Raw genomic sequence first — 17,871 nt, 5'->3', positions numbered from 1 at the left:
CGCGACGTGACACAGCGTCTTTGTCGCGTTGTGTCACTCGCGGGTTCCGCGCCGTCGTTTTTCTTTGTCTTACTTTGTCCTGAATGCGTCCGGAAACTTGCCCGCAGCGCGCTCAAAAGCGCTGCATCTGGCAGGTTTCGCAGCGTCCGTCGCGGTTGCACCAGGCGTCGGTGAGCGTCGTGCCATCGGCCCCGAAAGTGATGTCGTGCTTCGCGCCGTAGCTGCCGGCAAGTTGCAGACGGTCGCCCGCGAGCGTGCCCTGCACGGTGGTGTGGATGTTCGGTTCGACGTCGTCGACGTTGCCGGTGACCTGCGCGCCATTGAGCGCCAACGCCATGAGACGCGTCATCGGCGAGCCCCAGAAACCCCACCACGGCGGTGCATTCGTGCACAGGCCGCGCCAGCGGCCCGACGGATTTACTACGCGCATCGGTGCGGCGGCGGTGGCCGGCGTGGCTGCCGATGGCGGGATCGGCGGCGTGACGATGGTTGCGCCGGCAGGTGCGGGGGCATTGATTGCGGCGACATCGCGTGCGACTTCCGGCGAGCCGGAGGTCGACGCGTTGACGGCATTCAGGCCGGCCGTGTCGCCAATGGAACTTGGCATGGGCGTCGCCGTCGGCGTGGGCGCGGCGGACGATGGCGCCGTACCTGCGGGGGCCGAGGGCATCGCCGAGGCCGGTACGTAAGTGGTGGCGTTGTTGGCCGGAGCTGCCGGTGCGGGGGCCAGCGGCGCAGCGCTGAACGTGCCCGGGGCACCGCTCAACCGAGCCATGTCCGGCGACAGACCGTCGTTCGGCACCGGCGTGGTGGCCGCAGCGCAGACGTGGCACGACAGGCTCGACAAGCTGTTGCGCGTGAGCGGGCGAGTGCCGAACATGCGCTGGCCGCCTTGCGAACCGTCACGCAGGATGGTGACGTAGGCGGTGTCGTCCAACCGGTAATCGACCTTGGCGCACGACGGCGCATTGGTTTGCAGCGTGACGTCGGCCGAGTAAGCCCCGTTGCTCGCGAACACCGGAATGACCGCGACGGAGGCCGAACAATCGGCAATGATGCGCGCGCAGTCGCATCCGGCGACCGGCTCGGGCGCACTGCCACCGGCCTGCGCTTGTGCAAGACCGGCCGTAGCAAGCGTACCGAGCATGCTCGCGACGAGCCATCCTGTCGCGATACTCCATGACTTGAATCCCCGCATGACGTTTCCCCGAATGTGGCGGTGTGTCCTATGCTGCGGATAGTCAATCAAAAGGCGTCCGCTGACAAGAGTCGAACAGGTGGAAAACGCTGTAAACAAAGGGAAAATAAACGACGAACAGAGGGTGGAAATCGCAAGTTGTCGATGGATCGCGTGCCATTTCAGCGTCATCCTGATGTGACGCTTAGCGCGTGTGCGTCGCCGATCGAGCGGTCTACACTGGCGATTCCTGGCCTTGCGAGCCACTGCCCACTGGAGACATGCATGTCCGTCAATCGCCCGTCCCACGTGCCCCCGCCGTCAGAAGCCGCCTCGCAACATGCCGCCGCAAGCGCGGATTTATCCGGCATTCCCAACGTTCTACCCTCCGCAAAGCGCGTGCTTGCGATGCTCGCGACGCTGTTCTTCGCGATGGGGTTGATCACCTCGCTTAACGACATTCTCGTGCCGCATTTCAAGGCCGCGTTCGATTTGACGTATCGCGACGCTGCGCTTATCCAGTCGAGTTTCTTCGCGGCTTACTTCGTGGTGTCGTATCCGGCCGGACAATACACGGCGCGTGTGGGCTATCGGCGAGCGCTGGCGAGTTCGCTCTGGCTGGCCGGTTTGGGCTGTGCGCTGTTCTTCCCGGCGGCGGCATTGGCGTCCTATTCGTGCTTTCTTGCCGCGCTGTTCGTGCTCGCGAGCGGCATCACGCTGCTGCAAGTGGCCGTCAATGCGTACGTCGAAACGCTGGGCTCGCGCGGTGAGGCGGCGAGTCGCCTCACGTTGGTGCAGGCATTCAATTCGTTGGGCACGACGGTCGGGCCGCCGTTAGCTGCGCTGTGGATTCTCGCGCCGCAAGTGACAACGGCCACCGGGCACGCGGTCGATAGTGTGCGCCTGCCGTACGGCATTCTGGCTGCCGTACTGATGCTTGGGGGCGTCGTGCTGTGGCGACTGACGCTACCCGAGCAACGTGCCGAAGCCGCCACGCCGCCGGGGGTGATCGGCAACGTGCGCAGCCTGCTCGCGCATCGACCGCTGCGGTACGGCATCGTGGCACTCTTTCTTTATGTCGGAGCGGAGGTGAGCATCGGCAGCTTTCTCATCGTCTACCTGACGCATACCGATACCGGTATTACCGACCATGGTCACGCGAGCCGCTACCTGGCGTTTTACTGGGGCGGGGCGATGGCCGGCCGGTTCATCGGCGCGTGGCTGCTGCGGCAGGTCTCGCCCGGCAAGTTGCTGAGCCTGTGCGCGTTGTACAACTTGCTGCTAATTCTCGCGTCGTTCGCGCTGCCGGCATCGTTCGCCATGTGGTTGCTGCTTGCGTGCGGGTTGGGCAACGCGATCATGTTCCCGACGATCTTCTCACTCTCGGTGGGCGGTCTCGGCACACGTGTGAGCGAAGGTGGAGGACTGATCTGCATGGCCATCGTCGGTGGTGCCGTGCTGCCGTATTTGCAAGGTGCGCTCGCGGACGGCATCGGTGTGGTCATGTCGTTTCTCATGCCAGCCGCGGCCTATTGCTATATCGCCGGCTTCGGCGCGTGGTGCGCACGCACCTCGCCGGAACTGGCCGGTCAGCCGGCTTTGCCGAACGTGTAACGGCCGAAGATGAACAGTACGTTGCCGTTGCCTTTGCCACCGGGGATGTAGGTGGTCGCCACCGACGCGCGGCCCACGGCGATTTCCGCAATGGGCAGCGCGGCCGGGAACGGGAAGCCGCCGAGCGTATCGGTGCGCGACATCAGAAAGGCGGTGTAGCCGAGCCCGAAACGCACGGGCCCGGCGTTCGCCAGATTCCAGATCCGCCCGTAGCCGATCATCGGCGACCAGTCGTTGTGCGAGTCCTTGAAGACCATCGCGTACAACATTCGCGAGCCGTCGTTGCCATCGGAGAGCACGCGGCCGTAGCCGATGCCCCACGGGTTTTCATTGAACTGCGAGATTTTTTCGGGCGTGTACGCGAAGCGCAAATGGTGTGTGTGCAGCGGCACGTAAAGATCGCTCGCGCCTTCCACCGCGATGTCGCGGAACTCGTCGACGATGGCGCCGGGCCACGAGGCGATGCCGCTGCGCTTGCGCTCTTCAGCACCGACTTCGATGGACCACGACAGCGCCAGCGCCGTCGTCAGTGCGGCAAGTGTGGGGACGGCGCGCAGCGACGCACGCGAGGGACGACTGGCAGGGCGAGAAAGCGGAAAGCGTGAGGGGGGCGGTACGACACAAATCGATTGCGCGAGCCGCCCGTTGTTCTGGGGGTTCGTAGACGTCATGAAGAAAGGCGTGGGTTCGCTGTAAAAAGGCGGCGGAGAAAAGACGACTAACTAGACTCGCTCTGCGTCGCGAAAGTTCGGCCTTCTGGCTAATTGGGAAGATGCCCACGCAAGAAGCGTTCGGTGACCGAACCTGCTGCTTCGTTCATAAGTGCTTTCGTATCAAGCAGATACGTCAGATATGGGCGGGTTATGCACCGGGTTGTGAACATTTTCTGTGGATAACCGTAGGCCACAACATCCGGAGGCGCCTGCGTCGACAAACGTGTCACCGCTGCCATCGTCTGCCTCGATATTGGCGCATCTATTGCGCGCCGCACTTTTTCCTCTTTGCATCAAGCACTTGAGATAGCTATCCGCAAGTTGTCCACTGGCTTGCAAACAAATTCTGTGGATAACGTTACCCCGCCGAAACACGCGTCGTGCCTCGATTTGCAGCGATTGGCACAACTTTCGCGCTCTGCATTTCTTCCCTGTTGAATCAGTCACTTGCGATGCTTTTCCGCAAGTTATCAACGGGCTTGTGAACAAAAAGTGTGGATAAGCCGAGGCCAAATTCGCCGACTTTCAATATCTCAATATATGAGATCAATGTTTACATATTGACATTAAAGCGGCGACGGAATTACGATGCGCCTCATACCGGTAAGCGGTGGACGGATACGTTCAGGAGACGACAGTGACGGAACGACGCAAACAGAAAGTGGCGATCATTGGCTCGGGCAACATCGGCACCGACCTCATGATCAAGGTGATGCGCAACAGCGAGCATCTGGAAATGGGCGCAATGGTCGGTATCGATCCGGCGTCCGACGGGCTAGCGCGCGCACAGCGCCTCGGTGTGCCGGTGACTTCCGGCGGCATCGAAGGTCTGCTGGCAATGCCGGGCTTTGAAGACATCCGCATTGCGTTCGACGCAACGTCGGCCAAAGCGCATGCGCACCACAACGAACTGCTGCAAGCGCGCGGCGTGCAGGTGATCGATCTGACGCCGGCCGCGATCGGGCCGTATGTGATCCCGTCGATCAACCTCGACGCGCATCTCGACGCCACCAACATCAACATGGTCACGTGCGGCGGACAGGCCACGATTCCGATGGTCGCGGCTATCTCGCAAGTGGCGAAGGTGCACTACGCCGAAATCGTCGCATCGATTTCGAGCAAGTCGGCCGGCCCGGGTACGCGTGCCAACATCGACGAGTTCACCGAAACCACGTCGAAGGCCATCGAAGTGCTGGGTGGCGCGTCGCGCGGCAAGGCGATCATCGTGCTGAATCCGGCCGAGCCGCCGCTCATCATGCGCGACACCGTATTCGTGTTGTCCGAACCGGGCGATCAGGCCGCCATCGAAGCCAGCATCCAGACGATGGTCGACAAAGTGCACGCCTATGTGCCGGGCTATCGCCTCAAGCAGAAAGTGCAATTTGAACTGTTCGACGCGTCGCGTCCGCTCAACGTGCCGGGCCTCGGCAAGCTGACGGGCCTCAAGACGTCGGTATTCCTCGAAGTGGAAGGGGCCGCGCACTACCTGCCGGCCTATGCAGGCAACCTCGACATCATGACCAGCGCAGCATTGGCGTGTGCCGATCGTATCGCCGCCACTCGTCTGGCCCTCGCGGCCTGAACGCCGCACGCTCTTCGGGAAGACACCTCACCATGACGCAGAAAAAACTTTATATCTCTGACGTGACGCTGCGCGACGGCAGCCACGCCATTCGTCACCAGTACAGCATCGCCAACGTGAAGGCGATTGCGGCGGCGCTCGATGCCGCCCGTGTCGATTCGATCGAAGTCGCCCACGGCGACGGCTTGTCGGGATCGAGCTTCAACTACGGGTTTGGCGCGCACACCGATCTGGAATGGATCGCCGCCGTCGCGGAAACCGTTCAGCACGCCAAGGTCGCCACGCTGTTGCTGCCGGGCGTGGGCACCGTGCACGACCTGCGCGAAGCCTATGACGCTGGTGCTCGCGTAGTGCGTATCGCCACGCATTGCACCGAGGCCGACGTTTCGCGTCAGCACATTGAATACGCCCGCGAACTGGGCATGGACACCGTCGGTTTTCTGATGATGAGCCACATGACCACGCCGCAGCATCTGGCGGAGCAGGCGAAGCTGATGGAGTCGTACGGCGCGACCTGTATCTACGTGGTGGACTCGGGCGGCGCACTGGGCATGACCGACGTGCGCGATCGTTTCCGCGCGTTCAAGGACGTGCTTAACGCCGACACGCTGACCGGCATGCATGCGCACCACAACCTGAGTCTGGGCGTGGCGAATTCGATCGTGGCCGTGGAAGAGGGCTGCGACCGTATCGACGCGAGCCTCGCGGGCATGGGCGCGGGCGCAGGCAATGCGCCGCTGGAAGTATTTATTGCGGCGGCGTCGCGTCTGGGCTGGAATCACGGCTGCGATCTGTACACCCTGATGGATGCGGCCGACGACATCGTGCGTCCGTTGCAGGATCGTGCGGTGCGTGTGGATCGCGAGACGCTGGCGCTGGGGTATGCCGGTGTGTATTCGAGCTTCCTGCGTCACGCCGAAGCGGCAGCGGCGCGTTATGACCTGAAGACGGTCGACATTCTCGTCGAACTGGGTCAGCGCCGCATGGTTGGCGGTCAGGAAGACATGATCGTGGACGTTGCGCTCGACCTGCTCAAGCGCCGCGCTGCCTGACGATTTCACCCAAGCAGTTGTAGCATCTCGGCAAGTCTTCACGCCGGCCATTCTCACGAAGGGCCGGCGTTTTTTATGCGCGATGATTCGCGAATGAGAGAGAGTGGGGCACCGCTCAGCGCGCGTTGCCCGACCAGCCGAGTTGCTGGCTGATGCGTGCGGCGGCGTCTTTCACGCGCGGCACGAGTTCCTGCATGCGCTCGCGGCTCATGTACTTGGTGGTGCTCGACACGCTGATCGCCGCCACGATGCGCTGGCTGGCGTCATAGATCGGTGCGGCCACGCAGCGAATCGTCGGGGTGTCGTCTTCCAGATCGAACGCATACCCCTGGCGGGCATAGTCGCGCATCCGCGTGAGCCACGCGGCTGTGTCTATCGGATGCGACGGCACGCGCGTCTGATAGTGCTCAAGCTGCGCCCGCCATTCGGCGTCGTCCTGATCGAGCAGCAGCGCCTTGCCCACGCCCGTCACGCAGATCGGCTTGCGACCGCCGATACGGGAACTGATTTCCACCGCCCGTTGACCGGGCAGCTTGTCGAGATACATCACCTCCCAGCCATCGGCCACGGCCAGATGCACGGTGTCCTGTGTTTCGCTGGCGAGGGCCTCGAGCGTGGGGCGTGCCACGCGTGGCAGGTCGATCTGCCGGTAGGCGAGAAAGCCGAGTTCGATGAGCTTGTTGCCGAGCCGGTAGCCGCGACGCGGTTCAAAGCGCAGATACCCGGCATGCACTAGCGCCGACGCAATGCGATGCGTGGTCGACGACGTGATGCCCAGATGGGCGGAGAGCGCGGGCACGGTATCGACACCGGCGGCAACGGCTTCGACGATGTCGAGGCCGCGAAACAGCGTCTGGCTCGCGAGCGTGCGCGGACGTTCTCCTTCCGAAGATTTCGCCATCACGCGCCTCCGAGCGCAAGCAAGCGCTCGTACACGTAGCACTTGAGCGCGACGTAGTGCGCGGGTTCGAGCGACGGCAATTCGATGCCGTGCAGGTGCGCGCCGTCGTCGTTTTGCTGGATGCCGCGAATTGTGCCGGTGGCTTCCACGGGCATATCGATATCGCCGACCCGCACACGGAAGGCCAGTTGCATCGTCTCGCCGGGGGCACCAAGCGGGGCGTCGGTCAGCAACGATACGCCTTCGGCGCTCACGTCCTGCAACAGGGCGAGATGTTTGACTTCACCCATCGTGATCGAGGCGACCAGACGGGCGGAAACGCGTTGCGAACGGCGCAGCACTTTGCGGCGGATCTGTGCGGGCGCTGACAGCACCACGTACTCGAACGGAATGCGCTCCACACGTTCGACCGTGCAGACGAAGTGATAGATGTCTTCGCCCGAGAACGTCCACAGTTCGAGACGCTCGCTGGCTTGCAACGAGGGCGGCGCCGAGCGTCCGGTTGGCGCGGTGACGAACAGCATCTGATTCGGTGCATGGCCGATGACACGCGTGCGAATGCGCAGCGAACCGGCCCCGGGCGGCAACTGAATCTGAAGCCAGTCGCCGGGGCGCAGATTGAGGTCGGTGAGTCCGTACTGCGTTTGTGCGCCGCCTGCAGCATCGGTGGCGGTGGCGGTGGCGGCCGCCGCTGCGCCTGCGGCTGGCATGTCAGTACTCGCTTCGGCGTCGGCGGCAGCGCCTTCGTCAGTGCCCACTTCGGTGTCGGCGCCGAGTGTCGCGACACGATGCGGCGCGAATGACGTGAACAGCCAGTCGAGACCCGCTTGGGTCGGGACGATATCGCCCTCTGCCAGCAGCGGGTCGCCGTTACGATCGACGACGGCCCAGAGCAAGGGTTCGCCGAGGGGGATGTCGGCGGGCGTGAGCGCTACGAGTGGCAACGACGATGACGTGGCAGAAGACATGGCAGTGAGCGAGTGAGCGTGACGCGCGTCATGCGCGCAGCAGAAGTCGTGCGGCGTCTAACCGTGGCAAGACAGGGCAGACACGGTGGACGTCAGTGGTCCGAAGTCTACCGCGCCGCATTGGCACTTGGCGAGAGGCGACGCGCCATGGCAACGGCAATCACGCTTTGGCTGTGTATGCAGCTTGCGTAAGTGGGTACTCGCTGGGGTGCCTTTGGCTTGACGGTTTCGGCGGTACTTTGTCGGATTTTTGCCGGGGACTCACGTCCGGTACTGCGCCCACCGCGTGCCCGCTCGATGGGCTGTCGCAGGTGGTCCCATCGTCGCCCTATGGTCGACGGTTTGCCAGCGAGCTTCGGTTGGCGCTGGTCGACACCATCAGGCAAAGGGGGACGTCATGCCACATCAGGTCGCCATCCGTGCGCAAGGGGCACGCGACGCACGCAGAGGTTGCTCTTGGAACGGCGCACGCGGGGCGAGTTTTGCGCGTACACATGAGCAGGTCGCGCACCGCAGTTCGCGGCATGCCGACATTGCGGACAGTCTCGTGCGCGCCTCCAACAGCATGCGCGATCTCTGCCCCGACGTACTGTCGACGCGACGCGCAATGCGTCGCGAGCTGACGGATGCCTTCATGCGCGCATGGGCGGGCCTCTGGGTAACCACCGGTCCTTGCCAGCACTTCTATCGCAAAGAGTTTGATCTCGCCCACGAGCGGGATGCGAGATTGGCCACCCAACTTGAAAAAATCGAGGCGGCGCTGACCGGCCCGATGTCCGCAGAGACGGGCGCGAAGTACCCGGCGGTCAATGACCCTTTCGACGCGGTCGCGGGCGAAATCGCTACGTGGTTGGCGCTCATGAGCAAGACCGGTGACCGGGGATGGCATTTTCGCGTGGCACGCGACCTGTTGTCGTTGCTAGGCAACGTGTCACTGCTCGCGATCATTGGCGAACGGTTATATCGCGACGCGGCACTGGCAGAGGTTTCGCCCGAGCCGGCCGGTGGTCTGTGGCCGGGCGCTGCGGCCGCGAACACACCGTTCGATATTCCATGGGCCGACTGGACGCTATTGAGCGTCGAAGGGCTGAAGGGCCTGATCACGCAGTCGCTGGGCTCGCCAACGATGATCCGTCACCACGCGGTCGATGAAGTGCTCAAACGTATGGATGCCGGTTGCCGGTTGCTTGCCGCGTGTCTGCCTGAGGACATGCGGGGCGGGGCGAGCGCGGCTAAGTCACCGCCTTCTTCATGGCGTGACGCGTTGGGCACGCTCACGCGGTTGCGTGACGTGGCAACGCTGTTCACGCTGGCGAATTCGGCGGTACCCCCGGCACGGTTGATTCTTTGGGTGTCGTCGTGGCTGGGGCCCGAAACGCATGGCCTTGATAGCGATCGGGGCGTACTGCGGGTGGCCGGCCTTGTGCTCGACAGTTGCCGCGCGGTGACGAGTCTCGCAGGCACGTGGGCGCGCAAGGTGGCGTTCACTCACGACGCACGCAATTTACGTGAACGGTGGCAGGCATTGGGCGATGCGGTAGGTCGTGTGCCGGAGGCGGAACTGGCGCTGGTGATGCGGCGCGTGGCGCGCGTCATGAAGCTCTCGATCCACTGCGACACGTCGTTGCTTGCAAAAATCGCCTCGGATAAGGGCTTGTGCGACTTCCTTCTTCATCATCCCGATCCGCTGACCGTGAATGCGATTGCGCAGTCATGTGAGCGTTTCGGCGTGAAAAGCCACGCATCGATTACGAGGAGCATGTCGTTCCTGAGTCTGCAACCGGCGGAGAGCTCGTGGGGCAAACGCTGGCGCGACGACGGGTGGCGATGGAGCGGTGCAACGTCGGTACGCGCCGCGTATCGGGTGTTGCTGGCGTATCAGCACTACGGCGCGATGTTGCCTGAGTGGTTGATGGCAAGTGGACCGGGTAGCGGTGAAAGCCCACCGTCGGCGCCTGACGCCCGCATGGGCGGTGTCGGGTCGAATTCGGCTTCCGCAGCGACGGTGTGCATCGATATCGACGACATTGGGGTCCACGAAACGCACCTGTAAGCGCATTCGGCGTCATCACGAGGGGCGTGTCGTCACACAGGTTGTTCAAATCCGGCCACGAGCGCATCGAGTAGCTGGCGAACCGCCGGGACCATGCCACGCCGCGTTGGAAAGATCGCATGCACGAGCCCGGGCGCCGTCGACAGACCCGGTAATAGCCGGCGCAAGTGCCCGGCGAGCAAGTCTTCCTTCACGAACTCGGCGGGCAGCAGCGCGACGCCGACGCCGCTCATGGCCGCCATGCGCAGACTATCCAGGTCGTCCGTCGCCAGTCGAGGCCGATGGGTGAGGGACGCAACCTGACCCTCGGCATCGATCAACTGCCACGTATGGCGCTCCTGCTTGCTGGCCATCGAAAGCGTTGGCCAGTCCTTCAGTGCGTCGAGCGAGGCGGGTGCGGCGTATTGCTTCACCAGCGCCGGGCTAGCGACGAGCACCAGCGCAGATTGCCCAAGCTGCCGAACTGCGAGGTCGGTGTCGTCCAGCGGCGGGAGCCTGACGCGAATGGCGAAATCCAGACCTTCTTCAATGACGTCCACGCGGCGGTTGGTGGCATCGAGCAGCACCTGAACCTGCGGATTCTCCTGTACGTACCGCGAGATGATCCCGGTGATGCCGGAGCGCAATAAGCCCAGTGGACAACTGATCCGCACCGTGCCCTGCGGCTGGCTGCGGGTCTGATCGATCAGGTCTTTGGCGGCGCGTGACTCCGCGACGAGCGCGAGACAGTGCTGATGAAACTGCCGCCCGGTCTCCGTAAGCGACAGGCTTCGGCTCGTGCGATTGAGCAGACGCACGCCCAGCTCTTCTTCCAGCGCGCGCACTCGCCGGCTCAGCTTCGAGGTTTGCAGACCGAGATTGCGTGCAGCGGCGGTAAAGCTGCCGTGCTCGACCACTTCGGCAAAGAGCCTGAGGTCATTGAGATCCGAGATCGGGTCCATCGCGGCGAAGGCTCCATTGGCGTCCAAATACGATTTCCTACGTCCGTATCGTTCTACAGGAAGCAACGATGCTTTTCAATATGGGAGATATGCAGGCTATCTTTGCCCGAATAGCATTCTCTCCATTGCCAGAGCCCCCGTAGACATCAGCGAGTGGTTCAGGCGCGTGAATCAAGGAGATAGTCATGCTTGCTCATCGGCGTGCGGAAATGCTCGACAGCGTCGACCACGGTTGGCTGCGGGCGAAGTATCACTTTCAGGTCAGCCCGGCAGGAAACCCGGCGCACAAGGCGCTCGGTCCGTTGATCGTCTGGAACGACGACGAAATTGCGGTGGACGGCGGTTTTCCGTTTCACGGGCACCGCGACGTGGAAATCATCACTTACGTCCGGCAGGGCGTGCTCGGACACCGCGACACGCTGGGTTCGGAAGGCACGATCCATGCGGGCGACGTTCAGGTGATGAGCGCGGGCACCGGCATTCGTCACGCCGAGTTCAACAAGGGCGACGTGCCGCTCAAGCTCTTCCAGATCTGGTTGAAGCCACGTGCGGACGGCGGCAAACCGCACTGGGACACCCGGGCGTTCCCCAAGGCCAAGGTGATTTCCACCGGTGCGAATGGTTTCCATCGTGCCAATGGCGCCAACGGTTCCAACGCGCCGTCGAGTGCAGACGACAAAGGGCGCTTCACTGTCCTCGCCAGCGGCTACTACGCGAGCGACGAGGGCGCGCTGCCCATTCGCGCGGATGCACGGCTGCTGGGGACAACACTCGCGGCTGGCGAAACGGTCCGGCACACGCTTGGGCCGTCGCGCAGTGCCTATCTCGTGGTCGCAGCCGGTCGCATCGCGCTCAACGGTGAGCCAATGGGGCCGCTGGACGGCGTCGCAATGACGGACGTTTCGACCGCCGAGATCACCGCTTTCGAAGACGCTGAACTGGTCATGGTGGAGACCGGTTGAGCCTCGACTTTTTCACTCCACCTCTTGGTTTCTCTCTTTCCTCTCTTTTTTCGATTTCTCAGGACTTTTTGCGATGAACAACTACAAATTTCTCCCGTTGCTGGGCCGCATTCTGCTCGGCGCACCGTTTCTCATGAGCGGTTTGGGCAAGCTCGGCGCGCATGCCGCCACGGTCGGATACATCGGCGCGGTTGGTCTGCCCGCACCTTCGCTCGCTTATCTCGTGGCGGTACTCGTTGAAGCGGGCGGCGGCTTGCTGTTGATCACGGGTTTCCGTGCGCGCCCGGTGTCGCTGGTGCTGGCGCTCTTTTCGGTCGCTACAGCGGTGTTTTTCCATCACAACTTCGCCGATCAGAACCAGATGATCCACTTCCTGAAGAACGTGATGATGGCCGGCGGTTTGCTCCAGATCACCTATTTCGGCGCGGGTGCCTACAGTCTTGATGCGCGTGCCAAGGCCGCTACGTTGCGTGGCTCGGTGCCGAGCGCGTCGTGAATTTAGCCGGGTAGTGGCGCACGTATGACGGACGTCAAAACGTGCGCCACGTCCGGTCGAAACGAGTTTCAAGAGGCCCAGATCATGACCCACGATATTCCGACGCTGCTGCAACGCAACCTCGATATGTTCGGCGAGAACGACCCGGTGCGCCGACGTGCGCTCATCGACGCGTTCTACACCGACGATTGCGTGTTTTACGACCCGAACATGGGTGTCTATCGCGGGCGTGACCAACTCGACCGGATCGCAGGTGCGATCAAGGCTACGCATCCCGAATTCAAGTATCAGCCGATTGCGTTGCCGGATGTGTCAGGCGACGGCGGGCGAATTCGCTGGGTCTCCGGGCGTCCCGGTTATGCCCCGGAATACGCCGGGACGGATGTGATTCTGGCGCGCGACGGCCGGATTGCCGCAATCTATCTTTTCTTTGATCCGCTGCCTTGATGGCAATACAGCACACGATGCAGATTCGGTGCGGAAGACTCCGTCACCCCTGCGCCATGACCTGTTGCGCGATGGCGGTCGTAATGCCGATCTTGTCGTGACGCACGCGCTCCAGCAGGCCGATGCTGCGTTGCTCGGTCACGCCGGGCAACGCGATGATGCGCAGCGTTTCCTCCTGGGCCCACGTGGCGTTGCGCAGCATGGGCACCACGGCGACCCCCAGCCCTTGGCGCACCAGCGCCACGATGCCTTCGATCGAACTCAGTTCCAGATACTCATTGACCTTGACGCGTTGACGTCGCACCGCGCGATCGATCAGCGCGCCAGTGCGTTGCGTTTTATCAAAGCGCAGAAAGCGCTCCGTCGACAGTAGCCGTGCCGCTGGTGCGGGTTTCATGTCTGCTGGCGTGAGCAGCACCAGCGACTCCTTGTATAGCGGTGTCCAGCGCACGCCTGCCGGCCGGCGCCCCGAGGGCTCGACGAGCACGGCGCAATCGATATCGCCCGCATCGAGCTGCGCGGTCAACTCGATCGATCGCGCCGTCTGGATGAGGACGTCGAGATGCGGTTGCGCATCCTTAATCTGTGAGACGGCGGCGGCTAGCGCGCTGACGGCTGACTCGACTGTGCCGATGCTGACCGTCCCGGCAGGGGTTTCAATGCCCGACGCCAGCATCTGCATGCTCTGGTATTGCGCCAGCAACTGTTTGGCGTGCGGCAGCAACGCCCGGCCCATCGCATTGAGCGCCACTGACCGGCCCACCCGGTCGAACAGCGCGTGATCGAATTCTTCTTCCAGCGCACGCATCTGCATGCTCACGGCCGATTGCGTCATCGCCAGATGCTCGGCGGCTGACGCGAACGAGCCGTAGCGCGCGACTGCGGTAAAAGTGCGCATGAATCGCAGGTTGCTCACGGGGGTGCCTCGCAGGTTCTGCCTGATTTAGCTGGGTTGTGGGGGCCGTCGGCGTCGTTCAATTCAACAAAAAAGTTGCGATGACGGATCACAAATTCTAGCTTTTATTGGTTTTTTGGCACAAGCAGAATGGGTCGATGCGAGTGCAGTCGGCTTGCCACGGTAAAACTTCGAGACAGGAGCATCACCATGGAAGTTTCGGTTGGGCGCGACAGCGCCTCGAATTCGGCGAATGCTGCCAACCCGGCAGTGCCCGAGCGATCGGGCAAACGTTTTGACGCCCGCATCATCGCGGTATCCACCATCGGCAACGCGCTCGAATGGTTCGATTTCACTGTCTTCACCTTCTTCGCGGCGAACATCGCCCGCCAGTTCTTCCCCAGCGATAACCCGACCGCCGCCTTGCTCGCGGCATGGACCACCTTCGGCGTGGGCTTCCTCACGCGCCCGCTGGGCGGCATCGTACTCGGCAACTACGCCGACAAACATGGCCGAAAAGCCGCCTTGCTGCTGACCATTTCGGTTATGGCGCTCGGTGTGGCCGTCATCGCGTTTGCGCCGACGTATGCGCAGATCGGCATGGCGGCGCCCATCCTGATGCTGATCGGCCGCTTCCTGCAAGGCTTCTCGGCGGGCGGTGAAGTGGGCAGTGCCACGGCCTTTCTGGTCGAGCATGCCCCGGTCGAGCGCCGCGGTGTGTACGGCAGCTTCCAGATGATTGCGCAGGCATGCAGCATGTTGCTTGGGGCCATCGTTTCGGTGGGCATTACGCAGACGCTGACGCCGGAGCAGATCGATTCGTTCGGCTGGCGTATCCCGTTTGTGATCGGCCTGTTGATCGTGCCGGTCGGCTTGTATGTGCGCTCGCGCCTCGATGAGTCGCCGGTGTTCAAGGATGCGGCGAAGCGCGCTGCGCCGGAGCGTTCGCCGTTCATCGAATCGGTCACGCAGCACTGGCGTCAGGTGCTGGCCGGTTTCGGGCTCACCGTGTACGGCACCATCGGCACGTACATCTTCTATTACTACATGCCGAGCTACGCCACGAAGTCGCTGGGCATTCCGTTCAAGAGCAGCGTCATCGCGTCGCTGTGCGCTGCCGTGGCATACATCATCGGCACCTTCGCCTCGGGCCGCATCTCGGACTCGATCGGTCGCAAGAAGCCAATGGTGGCCTCGGCGCTCATCAGCCTGATCATCGCGTATCCGCTGTTTCTCGCGGTGAGCCATGTGCCGACGCTGCCGATGCTGATCTTCGTGCAGTGCTGCCTGATGCTCTCGCTCGGCTTGTTCCAAGGGTCGTACTGCGCGTTCGTGTGCGAGTTGTTCCCGTCGCGGGTGCGTGCCACGTCGATGGCCATCGGCTACAACTTCGCGGTGATGATCTTCGGCGGTTTTGCCGGGGCGATCGCTACGCTGCTGATCGGCTGGACGGGCGACAAGCTCGCCGTCGTGTACTACGGCCTGTTTGGCGCGGCAGTGGGCCTCATCACCATCCTGATGCTGAAAGACCGCTCGCGTCAGCCGCTGGCGTAACCCTTCACTCACCATCGCGCGGGCGTCTGACTCCATGATTCCCGCGCGTGTCTTGCCTGACGAATTCCCGTAACCGGCCCCATTACCCCATTCCCCGGTAAAGCACGACACGCATTGCTGCCCTTAAACCGGGGGTAGTCGCCGCTGCATTGGGGCCATCCGATAACGTCCAATCAGAGTCCACTCCCATGTCCATCATTCCCGAAATTGCCGAACGCACGGCAGAACTTCAGGCGATTCGCCGAGATATCCACGCGCATCCGGAACTGCGCTACGAAGAGGAACGCACGGCCGATATCGTCGCGCGCCTGCTTGAATCGTGGGGCATCGAGGTCACGCGCGGTCTGGGAAAAACCGGTGTCGTCGGCGTGCTGCGCAACGGCACCGGCACGAAGACTATCGGCCTGCGCGCCGACATGGATGCGTTGCCGATTCAGGAACTGAACACCTTCGAGCACGCCTCGCAATACGCCGGCAAGATGCACGCGTGCGGTCACGACGGTCACACGGCCATGTTGTTGGGCGCGGCCCAGCATCTCGCGGCGCATCGCACGTTCGACGGCACCATCGTGTTCATCTTCCAGCCGGCGGAGGAGGGCGGTGGTGGCGCCAAGGCCATGCTCAAGGATGGGTTGTTCGAGAAATTCCCGGTCGATGCTGTGTTTGCGCTGCACAACTGGCCGGGGCTTGCCGCCGGTAGTTTTGGGGCACGCGTGGGGGCGACGCAGGCATCGAGCAACGAGTTCCGGATTGTCGTGAAGGGCACGGGGGCGCACGCCGCGATGCCGCACGACGGTATCGACCCGGTGCTGACTGCCATGCAGATCGGCACGGGGCTGCAAAGCATCATGACGCGCAACAAGCGCCCGATCGATGCCGCCGTGCTGTCCATTACGCAGATGCAGGCGGGCGAGGCGATCAACGTGATTCCGAACACGGCCACGTTGGCGGGCACGGTACGCACGTTCTCGCTCGAAGTGCTTGATCTGGTGGAAACGCGCATGCGCGAATTCTGCGAAGCGACGGCGGCGGCGTATGGCTGCACGGTCGAGTTTTCATTTGTTCGCAACTACCCGCCGACGGTCAACACGGCCGCCGAGACGCAGTTCGCCGTGAATGTGATGCAGGAGATCGTCGGTCGCGATCACGTGGTGAGCCCGATCGATCCGACCATGGGCGCGGAAGATTTTTCGTTCTTCCTGCTGGAGCGCCCGGGCTGCTATGCGTATATCGGCAACGGGCTGGGCGATCACCGCGCGCATGGTCACGGACTCGGGCCGTGCATGTTGCACAACACGAGTTACGACTTCAACGACGACGTGCTGACGCTGGGCTCCACCTACTGGGTGCGGCTGGCCGAAGCCTTTTTGGTGGCTTGACGCGCCATGACGACCGGACTTTTTTCCGTGAGTTATTCGCAGGCGCGCAAGCGGTTTGCTGCCGCCGCGCGCGCTGCGGGTGTCGACGTCGAGAGCCATGTCATTCAGGGCATCATCGGGCGCGAAGGTGAAGCGTTGGCCACCGATGTTGTGCGGCTCGGTTCATCGGATGCCCGGTGCTTGTTGATCCTGACGTCCGGCACGCATGGCGTCGAAGGCTTCTGCGGCAGTGCGGCGCAGATTGCCTTGCTGGGCGATATGGGATTGCAGGCGCGTCTGGCGGCAGCGGATGTGGCGATTCTCGTGGTGCATGCGATCAATCCGTATGGATTTTCGTGGCTGTCGCGCACGAATGAAGACAACGTCGACCTGAACCGCAACAGCATCGATTTCACGCAACCGCTGCCAGTCAACGATGCTTACGCTGACCTGCATGCGCTGCTCGTGCCACCGATTTGGCCGCCATCGGATGTGAATGCGGCGGCGATTGCCGACTACATCGCGACGCATGGCGAAACGGCGTATCAGCGTGCGCTGACGATCGGGCAGTACAGCTTCGCCGACGGGTTGTTCTACGGCGGGCGTGGGCCGGTGTGGAGCACTCGCTTGATGCGCACGCTGATCGACACGCACGCGAAGGGCTGCGATGCCATCGGCTGGATCGACTTCCATACCGGGCTGGGTCCGCCGGGACATGGCGAGAAGATCAGCGTGGGGCAGTTGGATGCGGCGGAGTTGCAACGGGCACGCCGTTGGTGGGGCGCCGATGTGGCGAGTCCGATGGACGGCACGACGGTGGCGTCGAACGTTGGTGGTCCGTTGCTCGACACGCTGCGCTTCGCCCGTCCGGATGCGCAAGTGACGGCGATGGCCATCGAGTACGGCACGGTGCCGCTCATCGACATGCTGCATATGTTGCGTGCGGACGCATGGCTGCGTCGAAACCCGGAAACACCGTCCCAACAGGCGGCAAAGATCCGCGATCAGGTGCGCGCAGCGTTCTGCTTCGACGACGCTGGATGGCAAGGCCAGATTCTCGGTCAGGCGCGCGTTGCGATTCTTCAGGCGGTGTTGGGGTTGGGGCGGGGGGAGGGCGTGTAAGATCGCGAATATCACCGGGCTGAACGCCGATTTCGT

Annotated in this window: 16 protein-coding genes; 10 read left to right on the top strand and 6 right to left on the bottom strand. The window is 62.9% G+C overall.

Annotation, left to right across the window (positions count from 1 at the left end; genetic code table 11):
• Positions 1-112: 112 nt before the first annotated feature.
• Entirely contained in the window at positions 113-1,147 is a 1,035-nt protein-coding gene (locus tag AT302_RS18480) for a hypothetical protein (protein ID WP_058379702.1), read from the bottom strand.
• A gap of 315 nt (positions 1,148-1,462) precedes the next feature.
• Between AT302_RS18480 and AT302_RS18475 the strand changes: the two genes are divergently transcribed.
• A complete protein-coding gene (locus tag AT302_RS18475; RefSeq protein ID WP_084656315.1) occupies positions 1,463-2,791 on the top strand; it encodes a sugar MFS transporter in 1,329 nt (442 codons plus the stop codon).
• Here AT302_RS18475 and pagP read toward each other — a convergent pair.
• Positions 2,767-3,462, bottom strand: a complete 696-nt coding sequence (pagP, locus tag AT302_RS18470) for a lipid IV(A) palmitoyltransferase PagP (RefSeq protein WP_058379701.1) — start codon at positions 3,460-3,462, stop codon at positions 2,767-2,769. The two genes, AT302_RS18475 and pagP, sit on opposite strands and share 25 nt — an antisense overlap.
• 742 nt (positions 3,463-4,204) lie before the next feature.
• Here pagP and AT302_RS18465 point away from each other — a divergent pair.
• Positions 4,205-5,086 (top strand): acetaldehyde dehydrogenase (acetylating), encoded by an 882-nt coding sequence (locus AT302_RS18465; protein WP_237172201.1) that lies wholly within the window; start codon positions 4,205-4,207, stop codon positions 5,084-5,086.
• A 32-nt stretch (positions 5,087-5,118) separates the two neighbouring features.
• A complete protein-coding gene (gene dmpG / locus AT302_RS18460) occupies positions 5,119-6,138 on the top strand; it encodes a 4-hydroxy-2-oxovalerate aldolase (protein WP_058379699.1) in 1,020 nt (339 codons plus the stop codon).
• 115 nt (positions 6,139-6,253) lie between these two features.
• On the opposite strand, the gene AT302_RS18455 is transcribed toward dmpG, so the two are convergent.
• A complete protein-coding gene (locus AT302_RS18455; protein WP_058379698.1) occupies positions 6,254-7,039 on the bottom strand; it encodes an IclR family transcriptional regulator in 786 nt (261 codons plus the stop codon).
• Positions 7,039-8,007, bottom strand: a complete 969-nt coding sequence (locus AT302_RS18450; protein WP_058379697.1) for a flagellar brake protein — start codon at positions 8,005-8,007, stop codon at positions 7,039-7,041. Before AT302_RS18450 ends, AT302_RS18455 begins: the two co-directional genes overlap by 1 nt.
• Before the next feature lie 547 nt (positions 8,008-8,554).
• On the opposite strand from AT302_RS18450, the gene AT302_RS18445 reads away from it, so the two are divergent.
• A complete protein-coding gene (locus AT302_RS18445) occupies positions 8,555-10,060 on the top strand; it encodes a hypothetical protein (protein ID WP_157125829.1) in 1,506 nt (501 codons plus the stop codon).
• A 32-nt stretch (positions 10,061-10,092) separates the two neighbouring features.
• On the opposite strand, the gene AT302_RS18440 is transcribed toward AT302_RS18445, so the two are convergent.
• Positions 10,093-11,001, bottom strand: coding sequence for a LysR substrate-binding domain-containing protein (locus AT302_RS18440; RefSeq protein WP_058379695.1), 909 nt, complete (start codon positions 10,999-11,001; stop codon positions 10,093-10,095).
• 185 nt (positions 11,002-11,186) lie between these two features.
• On the opposite strand from AT302_RS18440, the gene AT302_RS18435 reads away from it, so the two are divergent.
• The 3 genes from AT302_RS18435 (at position 11,187) to AT302_RS18425 (ending at position 12,906) form a co-directional block, all read left to right on the top strand.
• Positions 11,187-11,963, top strand: a complete 777-nt coding sequence (locus AT302_RS18435; RefSeq protein ID WP_058379694.1) for a pirin family protein — start codon at positions 11,187-11,189, stop codon at positions 11,961-11,963.
• 73 nt (positions 11,964-12,036) lie between these two features.
• Positions 12,037-12,459: a DoxX family protein gene (locus AT302_RS18430; protein ID WP_058379693.1), complete on the top strand. Its 423-nt coding sequence runs from the start codon at positions 12,037-12,039 to the stop codon at positions 12,457-12,459.
• 84 nt (positions 12,460-12,543) lie between these two features.
• Positions 12,544-12,906 carry a nuclear transport factor 2 family protein gene (locus AT302_RS18425; protein ID WP_058380412.1) on the top strand — a complete coding sequence of 121 codons (363 nt, stop codon included), beginning with the start codon at positions 12,544-12,546 and terminating at the stop codon, positions 12,904-12,906.
• A 43-nt stretch (positions 12,907-12,949) separates the two neighbouring features.
• Here the strand turns inward: AT302_RS18425 and AT302_RS18420 are convergent, their stop codons facing one another.
• The gene (locus tag AT302_RS18420; RefSeq protein ID WP_237171961.1) at positions 12,950-13,804 is read right to left on the bottom strand and encodes a LysR family transcriptional regulator; all 855 of its coding nucleotides are present in this window, start codon (positions 13,802-13,804) and stop codon (positions 12,950-12,952) included.
• A 207-nt stretch (positions 13,805-14,011) separates the two neighbouring features.
• Here AT302_RS18420 and AT302_RS18415 point away from each other — a divergent pair, with 207 nt between their 5' ends.
• The 3 genes from AT302_RS18415 (at position 14,012) to AT302_RS18405 (ending at position 17,835) form a co-directional block, all read left to right on the top strand.
• Positions 14,012-15,355: an MFS transporter gene (locus tag AT302_RS18415; RefSeq protein WP_064675109.1), complete on the top strand. Its 1,344-nt coding sequence runs from the start codon at positions 14,012-14,014 to the stop codon at positions 15,353-15,355.
• Positions 15,356-15,543: 188 nt separating this feature from the next.
• Positions 15,544-16,734, top strand: a complete 1,191-nt coding sequence (locus tag AT302_RS18410; protein ID WP_058379691.1) for a M20 aminoacylase family protein — start codon at positions 15,544-15,546, stop codon at positions 16,732-16,734.
• Positions 16,735-16,761: 27 nt separating this feature from the next.
• Positions 16,762-17,835 (top strand): M14 family metallopeptidase, encoded by a 1,074-nt coding sequence (locus AT302_RS18405; protein WP_322788712.1) that lies wholly within the window; start codon positions 16,762-16,764, stop codon positions 17,833-17,835.
• Positions 17,836-17,871: the final 36 nt, after the last annotated feature.

Origin of the sequence: Pandoraea norimbergensis, assembly GCF_001465545.3 — a bacterium.
GTDB lineage: Bacteria > Pseudomonadota > Gammaproteobacteria > Burkholderiales > Burkholderiaceae > Pandoraea > Pandoraea norimbergensis.
This window is presented reverse-complemented; position numbering and strand designations above follow the sequence as displayed.